The following is a 20,989-nucleotide window of genomic DNA, read 5'->3' as shown; positions in this document are numbered from 1 at the left end:
AGATGCTTCTCACTTCTAGCATGCGATTGGACCTTAGTGACACTGGTTGAAGGACAGGCCGTGCAGCCTGATATAAATCAGCAACCCACAGCCGTGACACCGCGAACAGGGCCTGTTGCCGTCACAGTGGGTGTGGGATTCGTTCTCCTCTCGGCTGTTGCCTTCGCGAGCACTCCAGCGTTTGTCAGACTCGCTTACACCGCGCAGCTCAACGGGCTCTCCCTTGTGGCGTTCAGATGTTTGATCGCCGCCATTGTCTTGTGGCTGGTGTCACGGCTCATGCGAGAGAAAAAAGTGGCCGGAAGTATTGCCTGGCGGCTGATACTGCTCGGTGCGCTGCTGTTCGGACCGCAGATGTGGGCGTACTTCGCTGCACTGGAGCGGCTGGATACCTCGATCACGGTGGCGATCATCTACATATATCCGGCTCTTGTTGCCATACTTGTGGCTCTGCGCGTGCATCGATTTCCCAGGGTTGCAGAAATCTTGCTGCTAGCCCTTGGCTTGAGCGGTGTGGGGATTATTGTTTTATCAAATTCCGTGGGGATCGGTTCTAGTGCTGGGATGATGTTGGCCGTGGTGACCGCGGTGGGGTATGCCTTCTACGTTTTTGCGGCAGGTGCAACGGTGGGGGACACTCCGCCGTTGACGGCAGCCAGCCTGGTATTGCTAGGTGCTGGCGTGTCTAGTGTCATTGCCGCGCTGTTGACTGGGCAGCTGGAATTTCCCTCGTCTGGTCTTGGCATGGGATACCTTGCCCTGCATGGGGTGGTGATTGTCCCCATCGGGTTGGCCGCTTATTATGCTGGGCTGAAACGGCTGGGGGCTACATACACCTCACTTGTGGACACTTCACAGCCGGCACTTGCTGCCCTGATTGGAGTTGCTGCGTTGGGGGAACGGCTGTTGCCGGTGCAAACGGTGGGTATTGTGGCCATTATTGCCGCCGTACTGGGCCTGCCAGTGATGGCACTCATCCAGTCTCGAAAAAGCAGGAGGAGGGGTGCTGGCACTAAGAATATGGCCACGAAGACGTGAACCTTGAGCTGTTTGTTGCGCAGCTTGCGTGGCGCTTCCTGACACCTTCCGTGTCCGCTGAGGGTACGGCCTTGTGCTTACGCCCCGGAGAATTTTGGATCTACCCTGAACAGCTACTGCTCTGGCGCGGGTTAGAGTCAAAGCAGTATCCACATTGTGAGAGAGAAGATTGAGGCTATGGCTCGTCCAAGTGCAGTTGCAGAGCGGCGTCACCAGATTCTGGAGGCAACGCGCTTAGTGATCTCCGAACGCGGATTTCGTGATCTGAGAATTGCGGACGTGGCCAAGATTGCCGGTTACAGCACCGGCACGGTGCATTATTATTTTGCCTCCAAGGATGAGCTGTTGGTTGAAGCCTTCCGTTTCCAATATGAGCAATCTGTGGAGCGCCGGGAGAATTACCTTGCGGAGGACGACGACCCGGTTCAGCGGCTTCGCAAACTTGCCAGCGGCTATCTCCCCAGCTCTGATGTCACCATTGAGTCATGGCGAGTGTGGCTTGAGCTGTGGGTTTCTGCGTTGCGTTCGCTGCCGCTGGCCGCCATCAATGATGTCTATTACGGTGACTGGCGCCGTGCCGTCCTTGAGGCTGCCACGGAGGCCCGCGACGCGGGCCTTCTGGATATTCCGGATCTGGCGGCATTTTCAGACGCCTACGTGGCTATGATGGACGGTTTGGCAATCCAGGTTCTGATTGGGTCCGCGCACATGACCCTTGATCGGATGCAAGCCACCTGCACGGCGTTTATTGACAGCTTTCTCCCGCAGTAGCAAGCCCGCACTAGCTGAACCACGGTGGCAGGGCCTTACCGTGCCCACTTGGCCAAACCTGAACCCAGCCTGAATCCGCATGCCGGATCGGGTTGCTTTGCAGCGCCACGAAGGTGCCCGGGATCTACCGAAGTCCGGCCCAAGCCCGGCCCAAGCCGTGCCCAGGGAGATGCCCAGACTGGGGGCCCTGAGAGAACCCGGCGAAAAATTGGCATTGACAAACATCGTGAACTGCGTCACAGTTCTATTGATAACTGACTGATTAGTTAACTATGGAAGTTGGACCTTAAAATGGCACGAAGGTACAAAGTAATGGCAGGAGCGGCAGTGTTGGCGCTCTCCCTTTCCGCGTGTGGCGGAGCCGGAACGGCTTCGGATGAAAAGTCGCTCACTGTCACCATGTGGGGCGGGCAAGCCCAGTCTGCACATGTGGCTAGCTACTTCACCCCCTGGGCTGCGGAGAGTGGTGTGACCATCAAGGAAGATTCACCCACTGACTACGCCAAGATCGAGACCCAGGTCAATGCCGGCAAGGTCAACTGGGGAGTTGTTGAAGTTGAACCCAACTTTGCCAATACTGCCTGTGAGAAGGGCTTGCTGGAGAAGCTGCCACAACGAGTCATTGACGCCGCCAAGGCCGCCGGCGTTCCCGAGGCCCAAATGGGCGAATGCGCCATCCCGAATCTGCAGTACACGTTCAGCATTGCGTACAACACTGAGGTGTTTGCCGATAAGCACCCCACTAACTGGGCCGAATTCTTCGATACGAAGACTTTCCCGGGGAAGCGCGGCTTCTGGAAGTACGCCACCGGCGGACTGTTTGAGGCAGCACTGCTGGCCGACGGCGTCCCGGCAGATAAGCTCTACCCGCTGGATCTGCCCCGAGCCTTTGCCAAGCTAGACACCATCAAGAAAGACATTGTTTGGTATGACACCGGTGACCAGCAGACCCAGCTGGTGGCCAGCGGGGAAGCGCCTCTGGTGCAAGCCTGGAATGGCCGCATCACCAAGGCTGCAGCAGAGGGCCAGGCCGTAGCCAATGACTACGGGCAGAACCTCATCTCCTATGACCAGGTAGTCATCCCCAAGGGATACCCCAACGCCGAATTGGCCGCGGACTGGATGGTCTGGTTCTTGGGTAACGGGCAGGCCCAGGCGGACGACGCCGTCGCATCCGGTTATGGTCCTGTCTCCAGTGACGCGATTGGCTTGGTTCCCGAAGCTGATCGCAAGGACCTTGCCGGCAGCGAAGAAGTCTCCAAGGATTCCGCCGGGCTCATTGACTACTCATACTGGGCCAAGAACTATGATTCGGTCACCGAAGAGCTCAATAACTGGATCGCCAAATGAGTGTAGCCGCAGGGACCAGGGCAGCCCTGCGGCAGCCGGCGCCCCCCTCCTTTGCCAGCAAGATCAAAAACTTCTTGCGCATTGACGGGTGGGGTGCGCTAGTTCTGCCGCTGCTAGTGTTTCTCATCCTGGTCTTTATCCTCCCGTTGTTTGTCATGCTCCAAAAGAGCTTCACTGACCCCACATTTGGGTGGCAGAACTACACGGCAATTTTTGCCCAATCCGTCTATGTGAAAGTTTTGGGCAACACGTTCTTGACAGCGGCAATTGTCACAGCGGTAACGTTGCTCCTGGCTTTCCCCTACGCATACCTGATGACACTGGCAACACCGAAGTGGCGCACAGTGATGTTGGTTTTGGTGCTTGTGCCTTTCTGGACAAGTATTCTGGTCCGCAGCTTCGCCCTGGTCCTGCTCTTGCGTGACACAGGCGTCCTGAACTCGCTGGCACAGGATGCGGGTCTCATCGCTGAACCCGTCACCATCATCCGCACCATGAGCGGAGTGGTGATTGGTATGGTCCAAGTGGCCCTACCGTTTGCCGTCTTGCCGATCTATGCCACCATGCGAACCATTGACCGCCGCCTGTTGCAGGCTGCCGAAGGGTTGGGCGACCGCCCCTCAGGGGCGTTCTTGCGGATTTTTGTTCCGTTGAGCCTGCCAGGTGTTGCGGCGGCAATTTTGTTGACCTTCGTCCAGGCCTTGGGTTACTACATCACCCCGGCATTGTTGGGTGGGCCAAAGAACACCATGATTGGTGAATTGATTGTCCAGCAGGTCAGCACAGTCCTGCGGTTCGGGTTTGCTGCGGCGCTGGCTACCATGCTGCTTGTCACCACATTCCTCCTCATTGGCCTGGCCAGTAAGTACTTTGACCTGCAAAAGCACTTGATGGGACAATCATGAACCGCATCCTTGCAAGAACGGCCTTGATTCTCCTCGCCGCGATCATAGGACTGTACCTGCTGTTGCCCGTACTGGTGGTGGTCCCCATGTCACTGTCCAGCAGCTCCTTCCTTACCTTCCCGCCCAAGGAACTCTCCTTGCGCTGGTACCAGCAATTGCTTGATGACCCCAGCTGGGGACGGTCGGCCTTCGCTAGCCTCAAAGTGGCGCTATTGTCAGCCACCGTCTCAGTAATTTTGGGAACATTGGCCGCACTAGCTCTGGTGCGTGGCAGGTTTCCGTTCCGCAACGCCGTCACGGCAGTGCTGCTGGCACCACTGATTGTGCCGTACGTGATTGTTGGCTTGGCCGTTTACATAGCGTTCCTTAACTTGGGGCTGACCGAGACCACGCTGGGCTTTGTCTTGGTGCACACCTGCTTGGGCGTCCCATACGTCATGATCAACGTTTCCACCGGGTTAGTCTCTGTTGACCGCCGGCTGGAAATGGCCTCCATGAACCTCGGTGCCGGGCCGGTCTCCACCTTCTTCCGGATTACCTTGCCGCTCATTCTTCCCAGCGTGCTCGCGGGGGCATTGTTCGCTTTCATCACCAGCTGGGATGAAGTGGTGACCGCAATTTTCCTCTCGGGCCCCGATATGACCACTATGCCGGTAAAGATGTGGTCCGGCATACGTGTCCAGGTGGACCCGGCAGTAGCCGCAGTCTCCAGCCTTTCCCTGCTGGTGATCATTTCAACGTTCCTTTTGATGGGTGCAGTAAAAATGATCCGAAAAATGATTGACCGTCGAGCGTCCCTGACCATGAACGAAGGAATATGAGATGACGAAGTCTCAAGAAACCCAGTATGAATCCTCTGGTGCCCCGATCCGCATCTCCGGAATCAGCAAGACCTACAAAGAGCTGACAGTGCTTGATTCAGTTGATCTGGACATTCGCGGAGGTGAGTTCCTGACATTGCTTGGGGCCAGTGGTTCCGGCAAATCAACGCTTCTGAACATCCTTGCCGGATTCGTCAAGCCCTCGGGTGGCACCATAGAGGTCGACGGCGTGGATGTGTCCCGTCTGCCGCCGCACAAGCGCGGACTGGGTATGGTGTTTCAGCACTATGCCTTGTTCCCGCACATGAGCGTGGCAGAAAACGTGGCGTACCCACTGAAGCGGCTGGGCGTCCCCAAGGCTGAAATCATCCGCCGGGTAGGGGAGGCCTTGGACATGGTTGACCTTGGCCGCATGGCAAACCGCAAGCCCACCGAAATTTCTGGTGGTCAGCAGCAACGTGTGGCGCTGGCGCGTGCCATCGTGTTCCGCCCCCGCGTATTGCTCATGGATGAGCCTCTTGGAGCGTTGGATAAGATGCTACGCGAGCAGCTGCAGCTGGAAATCCGCAAGCTGCACAAGGACATCGGCATCACGTTTGTCTTCGTCACCCATGACCAAGACGAGGCACTGACCATGTCAGACAGGATTGCCTTGCTCAAGGATGGGCAGATTGTTCAGCTAGGCACGCCAGAAGAGCTGTACAACGCACCGAGCTGCCGGTACGCCGCTGAATTTGTGGGTGTATCCAACATCTTCCAAGGATCCATTAAGAATTCCGCATTTATTGACGGGCAGCATGCCCGCGAGTTCAAACTGCCCCTGGGGCATGCCAAGGAGGGCACCGGGTTAATGATCCGGCCAGAGCATATGCGTGTTTCTCCTGCCGGCCAGATAACCAACACCATTCATGACCAGATCGGAGCTACCGTGGAAGATTGCATCTACCTTGGCAGCAGCCGGACAGTCCAGGCCCGCACGGATGCCGGTGCCCTCTTGATTGCCCGCACCGAAGTTCCCCGCTCACCTGATGGCATCCACGCAGGGGCCCAGATTCAAATGCATTGGGAAGCCGCCGATGCCCGAGTCCTGGCCTAGAACAAGACGGACGCTATGACGTTTGACAATATTGTGGTGGAGCAGGAGGGGCCACTGCTGTGGCTCACCCTGAACCGCCCCGCCGAAGCCAATGCGCTCAGTGATACCTTGGCTGATGAATTTTGCGCCGCCATCGAATTGGCGCAAAACGATCCTGACTGCCACGTTGTGATCCTGCAGGGCAATGGAAAGTATTTTTGTGCCGGTGGCGATGTTCACATGATGGCAGCGGCGCAGGACCCGGCTCGGTTCCTGAAGGCGCTGGCAGAAAAGATGCATGAAGGGTTGCTGAGTCTTGCACACTCACGGCTCATCACCATTGCTGCCGTCCATGGGTTTGCTGCCGGTGCCGGCCTAGGCCTGGTGCTCAATGCCGATTTTGTGCTCGCATCGGACAAGGCTGGCTTCGTCTCGGCTTATGGCAACGTGGGGTTGAGCCCTGATTGTGGCGTCTCTTATCTGCTTCCTCAGATAGTGGGGCACCAGCGCGCAGCCCAGATCTGCCTGCTGGGACGCCCTGTCACAGCTCAAGAGGGCCTTGCTTGGGGACTGGTGAGCGAACTGGTGCCTGCTGAAGAATTGGTTGAACGAGCCCGCGCGCTGGGGACACAGCTGACAGCGGGTGCAACACAGGCTTTGGGTACCACCCGGCAGCTTCTCAAGCGCGCCAGTAACGCGGGTTTCGCTGCGCACCTGGCGTTGGAGGCTGAGAGTATTTCCTCGATAATTTCCCATCCCGACACCAACGCGCGCATCCGAGCATTTGTTGCCAAGAGCACTGCTTGAGATGTGAATAGGCGCGGGACCTGATTTTCTTTGCTCGGGATCTAAAGGGGTTAGCGGGGTCAGCCACAGCGAAACCCAGCCCAGCAACGGGACAAGGGGCGCGCCGTGGCTGACCCACCGAGGAGAACCGTTGTCAACAATGGCCAACGAAGGTCTTGGGATAGGGAAGACTTTTACAGCGCGGTGGGGCGGGGCCTGCTGGGGTTGGACCTATTGCCATGCTGGCCCCGTGCGGACTTGGATGCAGACCCTTCCTAACCGTGTTTGACGGCAATTCATGCCCAGAAGCATCAGATGAGGGTTTATGCCACTGGAGCATTCGAATACTTACACAGCCAAGTCCGCACCATCAAATATGGTTACGCCACTAATTCTGGTCACTGGCTAGGCGTGAATTATGGCAAGAAAACTCTCAACTTCTAGCTGCTGTCCTGAAGGTGGGATGGGTCCTCTTGAGAGTGGTGTGAGCATCTTGAGGCACCCTTGAGTGAAACCTGAGTAAACCTTGAGGCACCCTTGGTGAAAGCTGTGAATAACCTGATTTTTGTGTGGCATAGTGGAGCCTAGGTCGGGATTTGCCCCGAATCTATCCACGTTTGGTCCAGAATCGCGGCTTCACTGCTAATCCGGTCGAAGGACTTCTAAGAATCCCTGGGGGGAATCATGGCTCAGAAAAAGTTCAGCAAGAAAACCAAGCTCGTCGCCGCTACGGCAGGCCTCGTTCTAATCGGTGGTGGCGCCGCATTCGCTTACTGGTCCACCACAGGTGCTGGAACCGGAGCCGAGACCAATGCTGACTCCAACGGCACGGTGACCCTCGTTGCCAACTTTACCGCCGGGCTTACCCCCGCTGGGACAAGGGCTGTCACCTACACGGCGAGCAACCCGGGCACGTCCAGCCTGTACGTCGGGACCCTGAAGAACGTAGTCACCACCAGTGACATTGGTTGCCTTCCAGCTGACTTCACCATTCCCGACGTTGTTTCCAATACGACAGTTGCAGCTGGTGCTGTTGACGCACCCTTGACGGGCACTGGAACACTCACGTTCAAAGACACCGCCATCAATCAGGATGCTTGTAAGAGTGCCACGATTACTTTGACTGTCACTTCTAACTAACTGATCCGCGTAGGGGCGGTCCCGGAACGGGGCCGCCCCTACGCAATGCCCGGCGAAACATGGGCGCAAGCAACCGATAGGGGCCGAGGTGGAATCACCACGTCCGCTTAAACGCGGAACCGGGATAGTGGCGACGAGCGCTTTCCTAGTCCTTGTCCTTGCCTTTGTTGCTATGTTGGCGTCCGGTAGTAGCCCTGCCTGGTCTTTTTACAGTGCGGCCGGTGCCGGGACAAGTGAACCAGTTTCATTAGGAACACTCCAGCCGCCCACCAACGCTACCGTCCCGTCCTCAAGTACCGGAACAGTTCCGGTGTCCTGGACAGCCGCAACCCTCACTCCGCGCCCCACCGGGTATTACGTCACAAGAACAAAAACCAGTGATGGCACCACATCCGCTGCCTGCGGGACCACCCGGACCTCACCAATCGTCGGGGTTTCCTGCAATGACATCCTGGTGTCTGTCGGGGTATACCGTTACACGGTTACTTCCGTCTACCGGAGCTGGACCGCAGCCAGCACCCTTTCCGGCAGTGTCAACGTCACGCCAGCCGGCTCCCCGAGCAAGCTCGGGTTTCTGGTTCAACCCTCCAGCTCTTCCTCGGCTCAAGCGTTCGCCATCCAACCCCAGGTGGCCATCCAAGACTTTCAAGGCAGCATTGTCACCAGTGGTACCCCCCGACTAGTTACTTTAAGTGCTTCCGGTGGAACTCTCAGCGGTTGCGCAGCATCATCGCCAGCGAATTCGGCGATGACAGTCAATGGAATCGCCACATTCTCCGGATGCCGGATCACCGGGCCCGGCAGTTACACACTCACCGCCACTGTGTCCTCACTTACCAGTGCCGTCACTTCTTCGTTTACTGTCGCCGGTCCGGCCACGAAACTAACTTTTACGAGCTCGCCGTCGAACTCCACCGGGGGCATAGCTTTCGACACCGACCCCGTTGTTACAGTCCAAGACAGTGCAGGTCGCAAAGCGACCGACGCTACTGCCTTGGTTACTCTGAGCATCAGCGGTAATCCCTTGGGTGCGATCCTGAGCTGTGACAATAACCCCATCACACCCTCTGCGGGTAGAGCTGAGTTCTCCGAGTGCAGCGTCAATAAGGCCGGCACCTACACATTAACTGCCGCGTCTACCGGCCTTACTAGCGCTACTAGCGCAAGCTTCACCATCCTGGTAGGGCCAGCAAGTAAGCTCGGCTTCACCTCCCAACCCTCTCCGACCTCCACAGGCGGGGTACCCTTCGCTGCCCAGCCGACGGTCAGCATCCAAGACGCCGGCGGAAATACAGTAACCACCAGCACGGCAGTGGTAAATTTGTTCCTCACAGAGACAAAAGGCGCGTCTTTGGCCTGTGCGGCCACCACCCGGGCCGCCTCGTCGGGAGTCGCTTCCTTCACAGGTTGCAGTATCGATAAACCAAACACCAGCACATTGACCGCAACATCAGCCGGTCTGGCCTTCGCCTTCAGCACCGTTGTGACCAATACCGTGGGCCCAGGAGCGAAACTAGTCTTCACCACGAGCCCGGGTAATGGCGCCCGCAATGCCGCCTTCCCGGTTCAACCAGTGGTCACCGTTCTGGACGCTGGCGGCAACACCGTCACTACCAGCGCAGCCACCATCACGCTAACGCTCACAACACCGGGCAATGCCACTCTGGCATGCAGTCCAACCACCAGCAAAGCAGCCGCATCGGGCGTTGCCTCGTTCGCTGGCTGCCAAGTAAACGTAAACAAAACGGGGACGTACAGTCTGACTGCAACGTCAGCTGGTCTTACCAAAGCCCTCAGTTCCACCTTTGTCATGAGCAACCCACCGCCAAGAATGATCTTCAGCACCCAGCCTTCTGCCTCGGTATCTGCAGACACGGCCTTCCCCATCCAGCCCGTCATTACCATCCTGAATGCGAACGGTGCCACGGCGACAGGCCAAAGGCCCACGATTACTTTGGGCCTGAATGATCCGAACGGGGCCACTTTGACTTGCACATCCAATAGTCACAACGCTACTGGAGGTATTGCCGCTTTCTCCGATTGCTCCATCGATAAACCCGGTACTTACACTCTTACTGCGAAGTCTAGTAATGCCAAAATGGTTCCTATCAACAGCGCCACCATCACAGTGACGGGACCTGCCGCGAAACTCGCCTTCAGCACTATGCCCACCAGCGGGACCGCTGGAACCGTTTTCACTACCCAGCCATCAGTGTCGATTCATGATGCTGCTGGCAATGCCACCCCCAGCACCGCTCCAGTGTCCCTGACGCTCACTACACCCGCCGGTGCAACACTGAGCTGTACCGCAAACCCTAAAGCAGCTTTAGCAGGAACTGCCAGCTTCAGTGGTTGCAGCATTAACACACCCGGCACCTACACGATAACTGCCACCTCCCCTGCGCTAGAGAACGCGGTAAGCGCGAACTTGACGATCACGGCGGGGCCTGCCGCCAAACTTGTCTTCACGAGTGTCCCCACCGATGGTAAGGGTGGGGCGGCCTTCGCTACCCAGCCTGCAGTTGCAATACAAGACGCCGCAGGGAACACCATCACTACCAGCACTGCTTCAGTGTCCCTGACCCTCACCACACCCGCCGGCGCTGTTCTCCTCTGCGATAAAATCACTCAACCAGCGGTGGCAGGAATCTCCAGATTCACCGGCTGCCGTATAGATATACCCGGTACCTTCACGCTTACTGCAACCTCTGGTTCATTCGCCTCGGCCGTGAGCGGAATAATCAAGATCACCCCTTAGCCGCCGACGGATATGTTTGCATCAACAACAGACATAGAGAGAGTCAAGCCCGAAACTGGGCGGGATACTCCGCCAAGACTGCGGAGACTTCCTCACTGAACCCCAGAAGCGCACATCTTGTTGCGATCCGCGACAGCGAGGACCTGACTGAAGATCCTTTGAGAGATGTTCCAATTATTTTCCGGGCCACCCAAACACCGAAGATTGATACTTTAAGCGGCCGTTGTCAATCGTCTGCCTCTTCCTCGAAGTTCTTGTACTTTGATTCAAAAAAGATGAGAACTGACGGTGCCCCAAAAGTAGAGATAGCGGTGATCTAAAAGAAAATGGCGGGGATTCCCGGCCACAAGTGCGGGCCGTTGATTTGGGGAATCCGCGTCACAACGAACATGAGGATAAATGGCGGAGAGCCGACGATCCGATACTTACGAATTTAATTCACCTTCACTTAGTGCAGCAAGAATGGACAATGGTCCAGGCCATTGCCTTGCCACCGTCAATCACAGCCTGATCAGTTGATGCGCTCACGCAATACGCGGCAAACTCCGGCTGGTGGATAACTGCTGAAGCAGAATCCACCGTAATCAGGGGATGGATTGAGGGCACTAGGTGCGAGAGGTTACCCATGTCTGTGGAGCCCAAGAGGGAGGACGCGGCGCTGGATGTATCAAACACCCTGTCCAGACTCTGGGCATTACGTTGATACAACTCCACCAACTCCTAATTGTTTAGCATTTCCATGTACGCAGGGGAGAGCGATGTGCTCGAAAGCATACAGCCCGTTGCCAAGGCAGCAGCCTCAAAACAACGCTGCACCCGTTCTTGTAAAACCTGCAGTGATTCGAAATCTGCAGCACGCAGATAGGAGTGCGTTGACGTTTTCCTGGGAATGATATTGGGGGCTTCACCACCGTTGCTGACTATCCCGTGAACTTGGTCCGTGGGCTTGAGTTGCTGGCGGAGCAAAGCTATGGCGACTTGTGTGATGGTCAGTGCGTCGCTGGCATTGATGCCCTCTGACGGGGCCGCACGAGCGTGGGAATGCTTTCCCGCGAACTCGACGAGGATATCTAAAGTTGACAAGGTACGTGCAGTAGAAACATCGCTAGTGCCGGGGTTTACCATCATGGCCGCATGCGTCCCGTCAAAGACTCCGGCATCAATCATGATGGCCTTGTCCGCACCGTTTTCCTCAGCAGGTGTCCCGAATACCTCCGCGGTAATTCCCAGCCTTGAAGTGAAGGGCGCCAAGTGACGGGCACCAGCGCCAATGCCGCAGCCACTGCCGGTCCGGCAATGATGTTGTGCGCGCAAACATGACCAATTCCGGGCAGCGCATCGAATGCCGCGCAAATATCACCACCAATTCGCCTTCACCAATGGTGGCAACAAAGGCGGTAGCGAGCTCTGCGACTCCGGAGGTGATCTCATAGCCAGCATTGGCTAAGACGGAGGCGGTCCATTCAGATGCCTGAAACTCCTTGAACCCCAGCTCCGGGTTCCCATGGATTCCAAAAAACTCGGGTTCGAGGCGGTGGCTGATAGTTCCCGCACTATCCGGGTGCCATGACCGCAACTGCTGACTCGCGGTTCAGGTAATAAATCAACTGTCCGGTGAATCACAGTAGATGTCAACGGTCTTGGTTAATATCTACATCAGAAATAGCTTTTTTACATGCGAATCTCAAATGTATATGCATATTCTGAGGTGCTTGTAGCATGGGAACTGACCCGGAAATGTGACGTAGCCCGCTATTTTTCAACATTTTTCGGGGTGGGTGAGCTGCAGATCCCTCCACACACTGAGTGGGTTGACCACAATCCAGGCTCTTGACAAATGATCCAAGTCTCGTGAATGCTGAATAGCGGTTCAGTAAAGAATTTCCGATACATAGGAGTTATGCATGTCAGTAGCAGTTGAGAATGCGCCGGCCAAGACCGTGGTCCCTTCCTTGCTGGAGATTAGCTGGACTGATCCCGTGACCGGATACAAGGGCTACTTGGTGATCGACAGGCTGGTCCGGGGGGTTTGCAGTGGCGGTCTCCGCATGCGCAAGGGATGCACCCTGGACGAGGTTCGCGGACTCGCCCAAGGCATGACGCTCAAGGAGGGACTGCACTACCGTCCCGGCGCGCGGTATGTTCCGCTCGGAGGGGCTAAGGGTGGCATTGACTGCGATCCGCACGATCCCAACATGCGCGCTGTTCTCAAGCGCTTCCTGCAAAGCGTCAGCGCACTGGTCAGTGCCCACTGGACCCTGGGGGAGGACCTGGGTGTGCAGCAAAAGCTCATTGACGAGATCATTGCGGAGCTGGGACTGGAGAGCTCCGTGCAAGCTGTCTATCCGCTGCTGGAGGATCGCGCTGCTGCCACGGAGCGTTTGAGCCGTGCATTTGAGATTGATATAGACGCAGTGGGGCTGGGAGAGTTGGTTGGGGGTCTCGGAGTTGCAGAATCAGTTTTAACGGCCCTTGATGCATTGGGGCGCCGCAGGGAAGGGTCCCGCGTGGTGATCCAGGGCTTCGGCTCTATGGGCGGTGCCACGGCACGCTACCTCTCACAGGCTGGCCTGTTGGTGGTTGGCATTTCAGATGCCAATGGAGTCATTGTCAACCCGCAGGGGCTAGATGTTGAGGCTTTGCTGGCGTCCCGTAATTCATTTGGCGAAATTGACCGCGCGGTCATGAGGCCTGAGGATGCCTTGGTTCCACGTGATCAGTGGTTGCGCATTGAGACTGATGTTTTGGTGCCTGCCGCCATTTCCTACTGCATCACCGCAGAAAATCAGCACGAAATTGCGGCTTCACTCATCGTGGAAGCTGCGAATATGCCGGTTCTCAAAGAGGCTGAGGAGATGCTCCTGGCTCGCGGCATACAGGTGGTGCCGGACTTCGTCTCTAACTCCGCCACAAATGCGTGGTGGTGGTGGATGCTCTTTGGTGACATTGATGCCGATGCCCAGCAGTCCGAAGCGATGATTCGGCGGGAAATGAGCAGGATTGTCTCGGATATGTTTGTGCGCTCAGTACGTGATGGGTCATCACTGCGCGATGCTGCACTGGCTTTCACTCGTGAGCAGCTGCTTGCCATTGATGCGCAGTACGGTACGGCCTAAGCAGCTGCGCATTCACTTCCTTGGGGTCCGTCAGGTGTGCTATTGGGCGTGCCGGCGGGTGCCCCAGGGCGCCAGTGCGGAAGCTCGCAAAATTTCCACCGCCAACATTGACAACTTGCGTGATGCCAGTCACACTTAGTTATATAACTGACTGGTTAGTTAAAGAACTTCCGGTAACTGTTGTCGGGCCAGTGCAGGAGCCCCAGCCAAAGGCGGCGGGTCCTGCACTGGACCTCAACAAAGTCTCACCTACCAACTACGGTATCCATTCGGATGCCAAGACTCAGAAGCATTCGGAGGCAACTGATGCCAGCGTCCTCGCTCAAAGCGTTTCGTGATCCCTCATCCGTGGCAGTGGTTGGTGCCTCGGATGATCAAGCTAAATGGGGTTACTGGCTAGCCCGCGGGGCCTTGTCCGGAGCGCATCGCCGCGATGTGTACCTTGTCAACGGATCAGCTGCAACCGTCCAGAACGAAACGGCCTACTCCAGCATTTCGGCATTGCCGGGCGTACCTGAACTCGTTGTTCTGTGCGTCCCGCCGCGTTTTGTTACTGAAGTGGTCCGGGAGGCCCTCGCCGCCGGCGTCAAGGCGTTTCTGGGCATCACCGCAGGTGTGCTGGAAGAAGAAGCCCTGGGAGCCATGATTCGCGCCGCTGGTGCACGCATCATTGGCCCCAACAGTCTGGGACTTTTTGATGCTTCCTCTTCTTTGCAGCTGGCATGGGGGCATTTCAGCCCGGGTCCGCTGGCCATCATCTCCCAAAGCGGGCAGCTTGGATCTGAACTGGCCATCTTGGCTGCGCGTGCCGGCATGGGTGTTTCTCGCTTTGTCTCCATTGGAAATCAGCTGGATGTGAACGCTGCGGAACTCGTTGCTGATCTGGCAGATCACGAACAAAGCAAAATCATCGCCTTGTATTTGGAGAGCTTCACCAGCGGAGTTCAGCTGGTGGAAACCATCCGTGACCTGTCCCTGGCAGGAAAGACAACCTTGGTGCTCACCACCGGAGCCAGTGATGCTAGCCAACGTCTGGCCCAGTCCCACACCGGGTCACTCACCTCCGCCCTTGACACTGTTGACGCTGCCTGCCGTGCGGCTGGGGCCATCCGTGTAGCCACCCCCACCGAGCTGGTGAACGCCGCCCGTTACTTGAGTGTTGCCGCAAAACCGGCCAGCCGGCGCACTGCACTCATCAGTGACAGTGGTGGGCAAGGTGGCATAGCAGCAGACGTGGCCGCAGTCCACGGTCTGGACGCACCCATATTCTCCGAACAGTTGCAGCGCCAGCTCGCGGAAATTCTGCCCGCCGGTGCCGCAGTATCCAACCCCATCGACTTAGCTGGAGCCGGGGAAGCGAATCTGGATGTGTACGCCGATCTGGTGGAGGTTCTGATGAGCTCCGGTGAAGTGGACTCGGTGGTCCTCTCTGGATACTTCGGTTGCTACGGCTCAGACACGCCCGCCATCGAGGCCCGTGAACTCAGCGTTGCAGACCGTATGGCGGACATTGTCAAGGCCGCCGGGATGCCCCTGGTTGTCCACAGTATGAGTTCCGACTCGGCCGTGGTGGCGCGCCTCTGGGCTGATGGCATCCCCACCTACCCGGGCATCGAGATTGCGCTGCGGACGCTGTCCCTGGCAGCCCAGCTAAGCGCGTCCCCGGGGCGGGTGCTCGGCTCGCCGGAGCAGAAGCTGGCCGAACCGGAATCAGGATACTGGCAGGCTCGTGCGTTTTTGGCGGAACTGGGTATCTCGGCGCCGGAAGGACGGCTGGCAAACAATCGTGCCGACGTGGCCCGGGCCAGCGAAGAGTTGCGCTACCCTCTCGTCTTGAAGGCCGGTTGGCTTGAGCACAAAAGTGAGCACGACGGCGTGAAGCTGGGCTTGGGCTCGGCCGAGCAGCTGATGGCAGCCTTCGAGGATATGCAGGCGCGGCTGGGGGACGGCGAGTACGTAGTGGAGGAACAGGATATTCGCCAAAATACCGTAGAAGTGCTGGTAGGTGCCCGCCAGGACAGGGACTTTGGTCCGGTTGTCACGGTAGGAGCCGGGGGTACGGAAACGGAACTGCACAAGGACATCAGCGTAGAGCTGGCGCCAGTGGACCACGCTACCGCGTTGGAGATGATTGGCCGGTTGAAGTGCCTGCCGCTCTTGCAAGGATGGCGCGGCCGCCCGGCCACCGACATCCAGGCACTGGCCGCCATGGTGGTTTCAATTTCCGAAGCCGTCGCAGCTAACCAGAACATCACAGAATTTGAAGTCAATCCTATCCGTGTGGCCCCTGAAGGGGCTCTCGCAGTCGATGCATTGGTGCTCACGGCTGCCGCGGTCAACGCATGAAGGAGAACGCCTTGCTTGTTCCGGATATCAGAGAAGAATTTGCTGGAAAAATTGCGGTCGTAACAGGTGGCGGCTCCGGCATTGGCCGCGCCATCGCCGCCCGCTACGCAGCAGCCGGCGGAAAAGTCATTGTCATAGGACGCCGAGAAGAACCGCTGCAGGAGACTGTACGGCTCATTACTGACGCTGGTGGCAGCGCCGATTACATCTCCTGCGACGTCCGTGATGCCCAGGGCATGGCAGATGCCATCAACTCTGTTGTAGAACGCGAAGGACGCATTGATGCGTTAGTGAACAATGCGGCCGGCAACTTCATTGTCCCCGGCGAGGACCTGAGCCCCAACGGCTGGAAGGCCGTCATTGACATTGTGCTCAACGGGACCTTTTACGCAACCCACGCAGCAGCTCAGCACATGCTGGCGGCCGGCAGCGGAAGCATCCTGAACGTCATTGCCAGCTACGCCTGGCACGGACATCCGGGCACAGTGCACAGCGCAGCAGCCAAGGGTGGCATTGTGGCCATGACCCGCACGCTTGCCGTGGAATGGGCAGCCCGCGGAGTTCGAGTGAACTGCATTGCTCCCGGACCCACCGAAACTGAAGGTGCCGGTGCCGCGTTGTGGGGCACCGAGTCCGCCCGTGAAAAGGTCCTCAGCGGCGTCCCGGCAGGCCGGTTCGCCAGCCCCGCCGAAATTGCCGAGTCCGCCAACTACCTCCTGAGCCCGCGTGCCGATTACGTCACCGGTGAAGTCATGGTGGTGGATGGTGGCCAATGGTTAGGTAAGTCCGTCTACACAGATGAGCGAGTAAAAGCATGAGCGCCCTTACAGGTGGAGAAGCCCTGGTTGCCGGTCTGGCAGCCCACGGCGTGGACACCATTTTTGGTATCCCCGGAACACACAACTTGGCCGCCTACGCCGCCATGCCCAGCTACGGCATCAAGCACATCTCGCCGCGGCACGAACAGGGAGCCGGCTACGCAGCCGACGGTTATGCCCGCTCCTCGGGACGCCCCGGCGTGGTCCTTACCACCACGGGCCCCGCCATCCTCAACGCCGCAGCAGCTGCGGCCCAGGCGTACTCGGATTCAATTCCGGTGCTGTTCATCTCTCCCGGCATGCCGCTGGCGCACCCCGGCCGCGGCAACGGCTTGTTGCACGAAATCAAGGATCAGGGGGCAGCATTGGCGGCCGTGGTGGCCTACAGCCACCGTGTGACCTCCGTGGCAGAAATCCCGTTGGCCGTTGCCCAGGCGTTCGCTGCCATGGCAACGGGCCGGCCACGTCCGGTACACCTGGAAATCCCGCTGGACCTGCTCGATGAGGTGGGGCAAGTAACTGTGGTGCCGCCGGTGGCCGCCGGTCAGCTCATGGCCCCTACAGCACAAATCCAGGCTGCTGCGGCCGCGCTCAGCGTAGCTCAACGCCCGCTGCTTTTGGTGGGTGGTGGGGCATCCCGGGCCGCGGCCCAGGTCAAGGACCTTGCACAAGCACTGTCCGCGCCGGTCTTTGCCACCACCAACGGCAAGGGCATTTTCCCGGAGGACCACGTACTGGCCGTTGGTGCTGGAGTCCAACACCCCAGCACTTTGGCTGCCTTCAACGATGCCGACGCTGTTGTGGCGATCGGAACGGAACTTTCCCCCGCGGACTGGTGGCTGGGGCTGCCGAGCCTGGCGGGAAAACTGATCCGGATCGATATTGACGCCACCTCCATCAACACCAACGCCATCCCCGCCCACGCTCTGGTGGGCGGGAGTGTAGCCGTCTTGACGGCGCTGCTGGCGAACCTCAGTGCCACTGATACGGCCACTGATACGGCCACTGATGCAGCCACGGACGACGCCGCCGCCTCCATCGCTGCCCAGCGTATGGTGGCGCTGCGGGCGGACTTTGAAACGGACGCCCAGACTGAAGGCGGACCCTGGTTGGAGATTGTGGACGCCATTGCAGCGGCCCTGCCCCGGGACGGCATTGTTGCCGCAGACAGTGCCATGGCTTGTTACTACGGGGCCCTGTCAAACCTGCCGTTGCACCGTCCCAACGCGTTCTTGTATCCCACAGGTGTTGGCACGCTCGGGTACGGGTTACCGGCGGGAATTGGTGCCAAAGTTGCCAATCCAGAAGCCCCGGTACTGGTCCTGCACGGTGACGGTGGCATCATGTTCACCATTGCCGAACTGGCCATGGCCGCGGAGCTTCGCCTAGCACTGCCCATCGTCATTGTAGATAACGGCGGCTATGGCGAGATCCGCAATGAAATGGCTGACCGCGGCGAACCCGTGCACGCTGTGGCCTTGGGCAGCCCGGACTTTCCGGCGCTCGCCAGGGCTCTTGGCTGCTACGGCGTAGCCATTGCCAACGCCAGTGAACTAGGTAGCGCCATCAAAACAGCGCTCGACGCCGATAGGCCCACCGTTTTGCACATCTATGAGGACAGCCGTGCCGCAGCGGACATGCTGGCCGCCAAGGAGGCACTGTGAACACCGCGGTCATGACCTGGTTCCGTGACGACGTCCTCATTGGCGGTAGCTGGCAACAGGCCGGGGCTACGCAGGAGGTAGAAAACCCGGCCACCGCCGAGGTGATTGGCTCGGCAGCTCTGTGCGATGGGGCCACTGTGGATGCTGCTGTAGCTGCAGCCCGCACGGCAGCCGGCACCTGGGGTGCCAAAACTGCCGGTGAGCGTGCCGATGCCATCGAAGCCCTCGTTGCCGTGTTGCGGCAGCGCCGTGAGGAGCTCGTTGCGGTGACAGTGGCAGAAGTTGGTGTTTCCGTTTCCAACGCCCGTGCCTGGCATGTGGATCTGGCCATTGATTTGATGGCTGCCGCAGCCACCAACGCACGCAACTATGCCTTTGAGGAAGAGTCCGGGACTTCTGTTTTACTGCGCAAACCGGTAGGTGTGGTTGCCTGCATCACCCCGTGGAATTACCCGCTTTACCAGTTGGCGGCGAAGGTTGGTCCAGCCCTGGCCGCAGGGTGCACGGTTGTGCTAAAACCTGCGTTACTGGCGCCGTTGTCCTCCTATATTTTTGCTGAGGCCACCATTGAAGCCGGGCTGCCAGAGGGCGTTTTCAACCTCATTAGCGGTGCAGGCAGTGCCATTGGCGACGCTCTGACGGGCCATCCCGGAGTGGACTTTATCTCCTTCACCGGTTCCACCACAGTAGGCCGTGAGGTGGGGGCCACCGCTGCCCGCAACCTCAAACGCGCCTGCTTGGAACTGGGCGGGAAATCCTCCTCCATCATCTGCGCTGATGCTGATTTTGCAGCGGCCGTGACCGGGACCGTGGACGCGGCCATGCTCAACAGCGGCCAGACCTGCAGTGCCTGGACCAGAATGCTGGTCCCGGCGCAACGCTATGAGGAAGCTCTGGAACTGGCAGCTGCCCACGTCAAAACTCTTGTGGTGGGAGACCCCACTGCGGAGAGCACCGATCTGGGCCCGCTGGTTAGCGCCAAGCAAAAGGCTGATGTGCTTGCCGTCATTGACGGTGCCTTGTGCCGGGGCGCCCGGCTGGTGACGGGCCCGCCCGTCTCAGCCCACGCCGTCGGACACTATGTAAACCCGACCATCCTGGCAGATTTGGCGCCCACTGACCCGGCCAGTCAGCAGGAAATCTTTGGGCCTGTGCTGGTGGTACACGCCTATTCCAGTGAGGCCGAAGCCATTGAGATTGCCAACGGCACGGTCTACGGACTAGCCGGTGCGGTGTGGGCCGGCAGTACCGAGCGGGCACTGGAGCTTGCTCGGCACCTTGACACCGGCCAGGTTGATCTCAACGGTGCCCCGTTCAACCCGCAAGCCCCCTTCGGTGGGTGGAAGGACTCCGGAATTGGCCGTGAACTCGGAGTGGCCGGCCTGGAGGAATACACAGAAATCACTGCGGTGCAGCGATGAGTTCACCCCTTGCGGTCTACACCGACGTGGACGGCACCGATCTTCAGCCCGGTATTGAGCTCTTGGAAGCAGCCGGTTTCGAGGTCCGGGTGGCCAATAGTTCAGACCCTGACGTCATTGCCAAGGTAGCCCAGGGCGCACAAGCCCTGCTGATTGGCTATTGCGTGGTTGATGAGGCTCTCCTGGAGCGCCTTGAGGGTTTGAAGATTGTAGCCACCCAATCGGTAGGCGTTGACACGGTGGATCTTGCTGCTGCCACCAAGCGCGGCATCTGGGTGGCCAATGTACCTGGGGCGGCCACGGAGGAAGTTGCCACCCACGCCTTCGCCATGGCGTTGTCTCTGATGCGGGGACTGCCTTTCCTTGACCGGAGTGTGCAGGCCGGGCAGTGGGACGGGACAACGGAGAGGCTGCTCAGGCTCTCCGGGGCAACCGTTGGCGTGGTGGGGCTGGGCCGTATTGGTGCACGTTTCGCCAAGCTCATGGGACCTACTGTGGGAACTGTGCTGGGCTATGACCCCTATCTGCAAGCCCCCGACGGCGTCCAAGCGGTGGGGCTGGATGAGCTCTTCACCCGCAGCGACCTTGTCAGCTTGCACCTTCCACTAACCGAAGAGACCACCGCCTTAGTGAACGCGGACCGGCTCGCACTCATGCCGAGGGGATCGTTTTTAGTCAATGTTTCCCGTGGCGGGTTGGTAGATCACCCGGCACTGGCGCGGGCATTGGAAAGCGGCCAGCTAGGTGGGGCGGGCCTTGATGTGCTGGCCGTTGAACCACCGGCGGCGGGGGAGGCGATGCTCGGCAACCCCCGGGTTCTACTGAGTCCGCATGCCGCGTATTTATCTGAGCAGTCAGCGCGGGACTACGTGGTGCAGCAAGCAGAAAATGTTCTTACCTGGCACCACCGCCAGATCCCGGAACACCCCGTGAACAGCCCGCTTGCGGCACAGTTCACGGCCTAGACCAAAACACTTAAC

18 protein-coding genes are annotated in these 20,989 nt (G+C 58.6%); 15 read left to right on the top strand and 3 right to left on the bottom strand.

All coding sequences use genetic code 11. The annotated features are described in order from the left end of the window. Positions 1-60 precede the first annotated feature (60 nt). The 9 genes from CVS29_RS01320 (at position 61) to CVS29_RS18155 (ending at position 10,644) form a co-directional block, all read left to right on the top strand. Positions 61-1,038, top strand: a complete 978-nt coding sequence (locus CVS29_RS01320; RefSeq protein WP_179442377.1) for a DMT family transporter — start codon at positions 61-63, stop codon at positions 1,036-1,038. A 177-nt stretch (positions 1,039-1,215) separates the two neighbouring features. Next, entirely contained in the window at positions 1,216-1,809 is a 594-nt protein-coding gene (locus tag CVS29_RS01315; RefSeq protein WP_110104524.1) for a TetR/AcrR family transcriptional regulator, read from the top strand. A gap of 312 nt (positions 1,810-2,121) precedes the next feature. Continuing rightward, positions 2,122-3,159: an ABC transporter substrate-binding protein gene (locus tag CVS29_RS01310; protein WP_211315072.1), complete on the top strand. Its 1,038-nt coding sequence runs from the start codon at positions 2,122-2,124 to the stop codon at positions 3,157-3,159. Continuing rightward, the gene (locus tag CVS29_RS01305; RefSeq protein ID WP_110104522.1) at positions 3,156-4,064 is read left to right on the top strand and encodes an ABC transporter permease; all 909 of its coding nucleotides are present in this window, start codon (positions 3,156-3,158) and stop codon (positions 4,062-4,064) included. The genes CVS29_RS01310 and CVS29_RS01305 overlap by 4 nt, the downstream gene beginning before the upstream one ends. Then, entirely contained in the window at positions 4,061-4,885 is an 825-nt protein-coding gene (locus CVS29_RS01300) for an ABC transporter permease (protein ID WP_110104521.1), read from the top strand. Before CVS29_RS01305 ends, CVS29_RS01300 begins: the two co-directional genes overlap by 4 nt. A gap of 1 nt (position 4,886) precedes the next feature. Further along, positions 4,887-5,981 carry an ABC transporter ATP-binding protein gene (locus CVS29_RS01295; protein WP_110104520.1) on the top strand — a complete coding sequence of 365 codons (1,095 nt, stop codon included), beginning with the start codon at positions 4,887-4,889 and terminating at the stop codon, positions 5,979-5,981. A 15-nt stretch (positions 5,982-5,996) separates the two neighbouring features. Beyond that, positions 5,997-6,767, top strand: a complete 771-nt coding sequence (locus tag CVS29_RS01290) for an enoyl-CoA hydratase/isomerase family protein (protein WP_110104519.1) — start codon at positions 5,997-5,999, stop codon at positions 6,765-6,767. 663 nt (positions 6,768-7,430) lie between these two features. Then, positions 7,431-7,886 (top strand): hypothetical protein, encoded by a 456-nt coding sequence (locus tag CVS29_RS01285; protein WP_110104518.1) that lies wholly within the window; start codon positions 7,431-7,433, stop codon positions 7,884-7,886. Positions 7,887-7,974: 88 nt separating this feature from the next. After that, on the top strand, positions 7,975-10,644 hold the full coding sequence (locus CVS29_RS18155) for a hypothetical protein (protein ID WP_146212958.1): 2,670 nt from the start codon (positions 7,975-7,977) through the stop codon (positions 10,642-10,644). Positions 10,645-11,088: 444 nt separating this feature from the next. Here the strand turns inward: CVS29_RS18155 and CVS29_RS01265 are convergent, their stop codons facing one another. The 3 genes from CVS29_RS01265 to CVS29_RS01255 are packed head-to-tail and all read right to left on the bottom strand — an operon-like array spanning position 11,089 to position 12,220. Next, positions 11,089-11,352: a zinc-binding metallopeptidase family protein gene (locus CVS29_RS01265; protein WP_146212957.1), complete on the bottom strand. Its 264-nt coding sequence runs from the start codon at positions 11,350-11,352 to the stop codon at positions 11,089-11,091. Positions 11,353-11,364: 12 nt separating this feature from the next. After that, positions 11,365-11,811 carry a peptidase dimerization domain-containing protein gene (locus CVS29_RS01260; protein ID WP_110104513.1) on the bottom strand — a complete coding sequence of 149 codons (447 nt, stop codon included), beginning with the start codon at positions 11,809-11,811 and terminating at the stop codon, positions 11,365-11,367. Positions 11,812-11,836: 25 nt separating this feature from the next. Continuing rightward, a complete protein-coding gene (locus CVS29_RS01255; RefSeq protein ID WP_110104512.1) occupies positions 11,837-12,220 on the bottom strand; it encodes a hypothetical protein in 384 nt (127 codons plus the stop codon). 328 nt (positions 12,221-12,548) lie between these two features. Between CVS29_RS01255 and CVS29_RS01250 the strand changes: the two genes are divergently transcribed. The 6 genes from CVS29_RS01250 (at position 12,549) to CVS29_RS01225 (ending at position 20,974) form a co-directional block, all read left to right on the top strand. After that, positions 12,549-13,760, top strand: a complete 1,212-nt coding sequence (locus tag CVS29_RS01250) for a Glu/Leu/Phe/Val dehydrogenase dimerization domain-containing protein (protein WP_110104511.1) — start codon at positions 12,549-12,551, stop codon at positions 13,758-13,760. A gap of 306 nt (positions 13,761-14,066) precedes the next feature. Further along, the gene (locus tag CVS29_RS01245) at positions 14,067-16,106 is read left to right on the top strand and encodes an acetate--CoA ligase family protein (RefSeq protein WP_110104510.1); all 2,040 of its coding nucleotides are present in this window, start codon (positions 14,067-14,069) and stop codon (positions 16,104-16,106) included. Then, entirely contained in the window at positions 16,103-16,924 is an 822-nt protein-coding gene (locus tag CVS29_RS01240) for an SDR family oxidoreductase (RefSeq protein WP_110104509.1), read from the top strand. Before CVS29_RS01245 ends, CVS29_RS01240 begins: the two co-directional genes overlap by 4 nt. Further along, on the top strand, positions 16,921-18,588 hold the full coding sequence (locus tag CVS29_RS01235; protein WP_110104508.1) for a thiamine pyrophosphate-binding protein: 1,668 nt from the start codon (positions 16,921-16,923) through the stop codon (positions 18,586-18,588). The genes CVS29_RS01240 and CVS29_RS01235 overlap by 4 nt, the downstream gene beginning before the upstream one ends. Next, positions 18,585-20,009 carry an aldehyde dehydrogenase family protein gene (locus CVS29_RS01230; RefSeq protein ID WP_211315071.1) on the top strand — a complete coding sequence of 475 codons (1,425 nt, stop codon included), beginning with the start codon at positions 18,585-18,587 and terminating at the stop codon, positions 20,007-20,009. Before CVS29_RS01235 ends, CVS29_RS01230 begins: the two co-directional genes overlap by 4 nt. Then, positions 20,006-20,974 carry a C-terminal binding protein gene (locus CVS29_RS01225; protein ID WP_110104507.1) on the top strand — a complete coding sequence of 323 codons (969 nt, stop codon included), beginning with the start codon at positions 20,006-20,008 and terminating at the stop codon, positions 20,972-20,974. The genes CVS29_RS01230 and CVS29_RS01225 overlap by 4 nt, the downstream gene beginning before the upstream one ends. Positions 20,975-20,989 lie beyond the last annotated feature (15 nt).

Origin of the sequence: Arthrobacter psychrochitiniphilus, from assembly GCF_003185915.1 — a bacterium.
In the GTDB taxonomy this organism is placed as follows: domain Bacteria; phylum Actinomycetota; class Actinomycetes; order Actinomycetales; family Micrococcaceae; genus Specibacter; species Specibacter psychrochitiniphilus.
The sequence above is the reverse complement of the archived record's forward strand: the minus strand, read 5'-3'. Positions and strand labels throughout refer to the sequence as shown.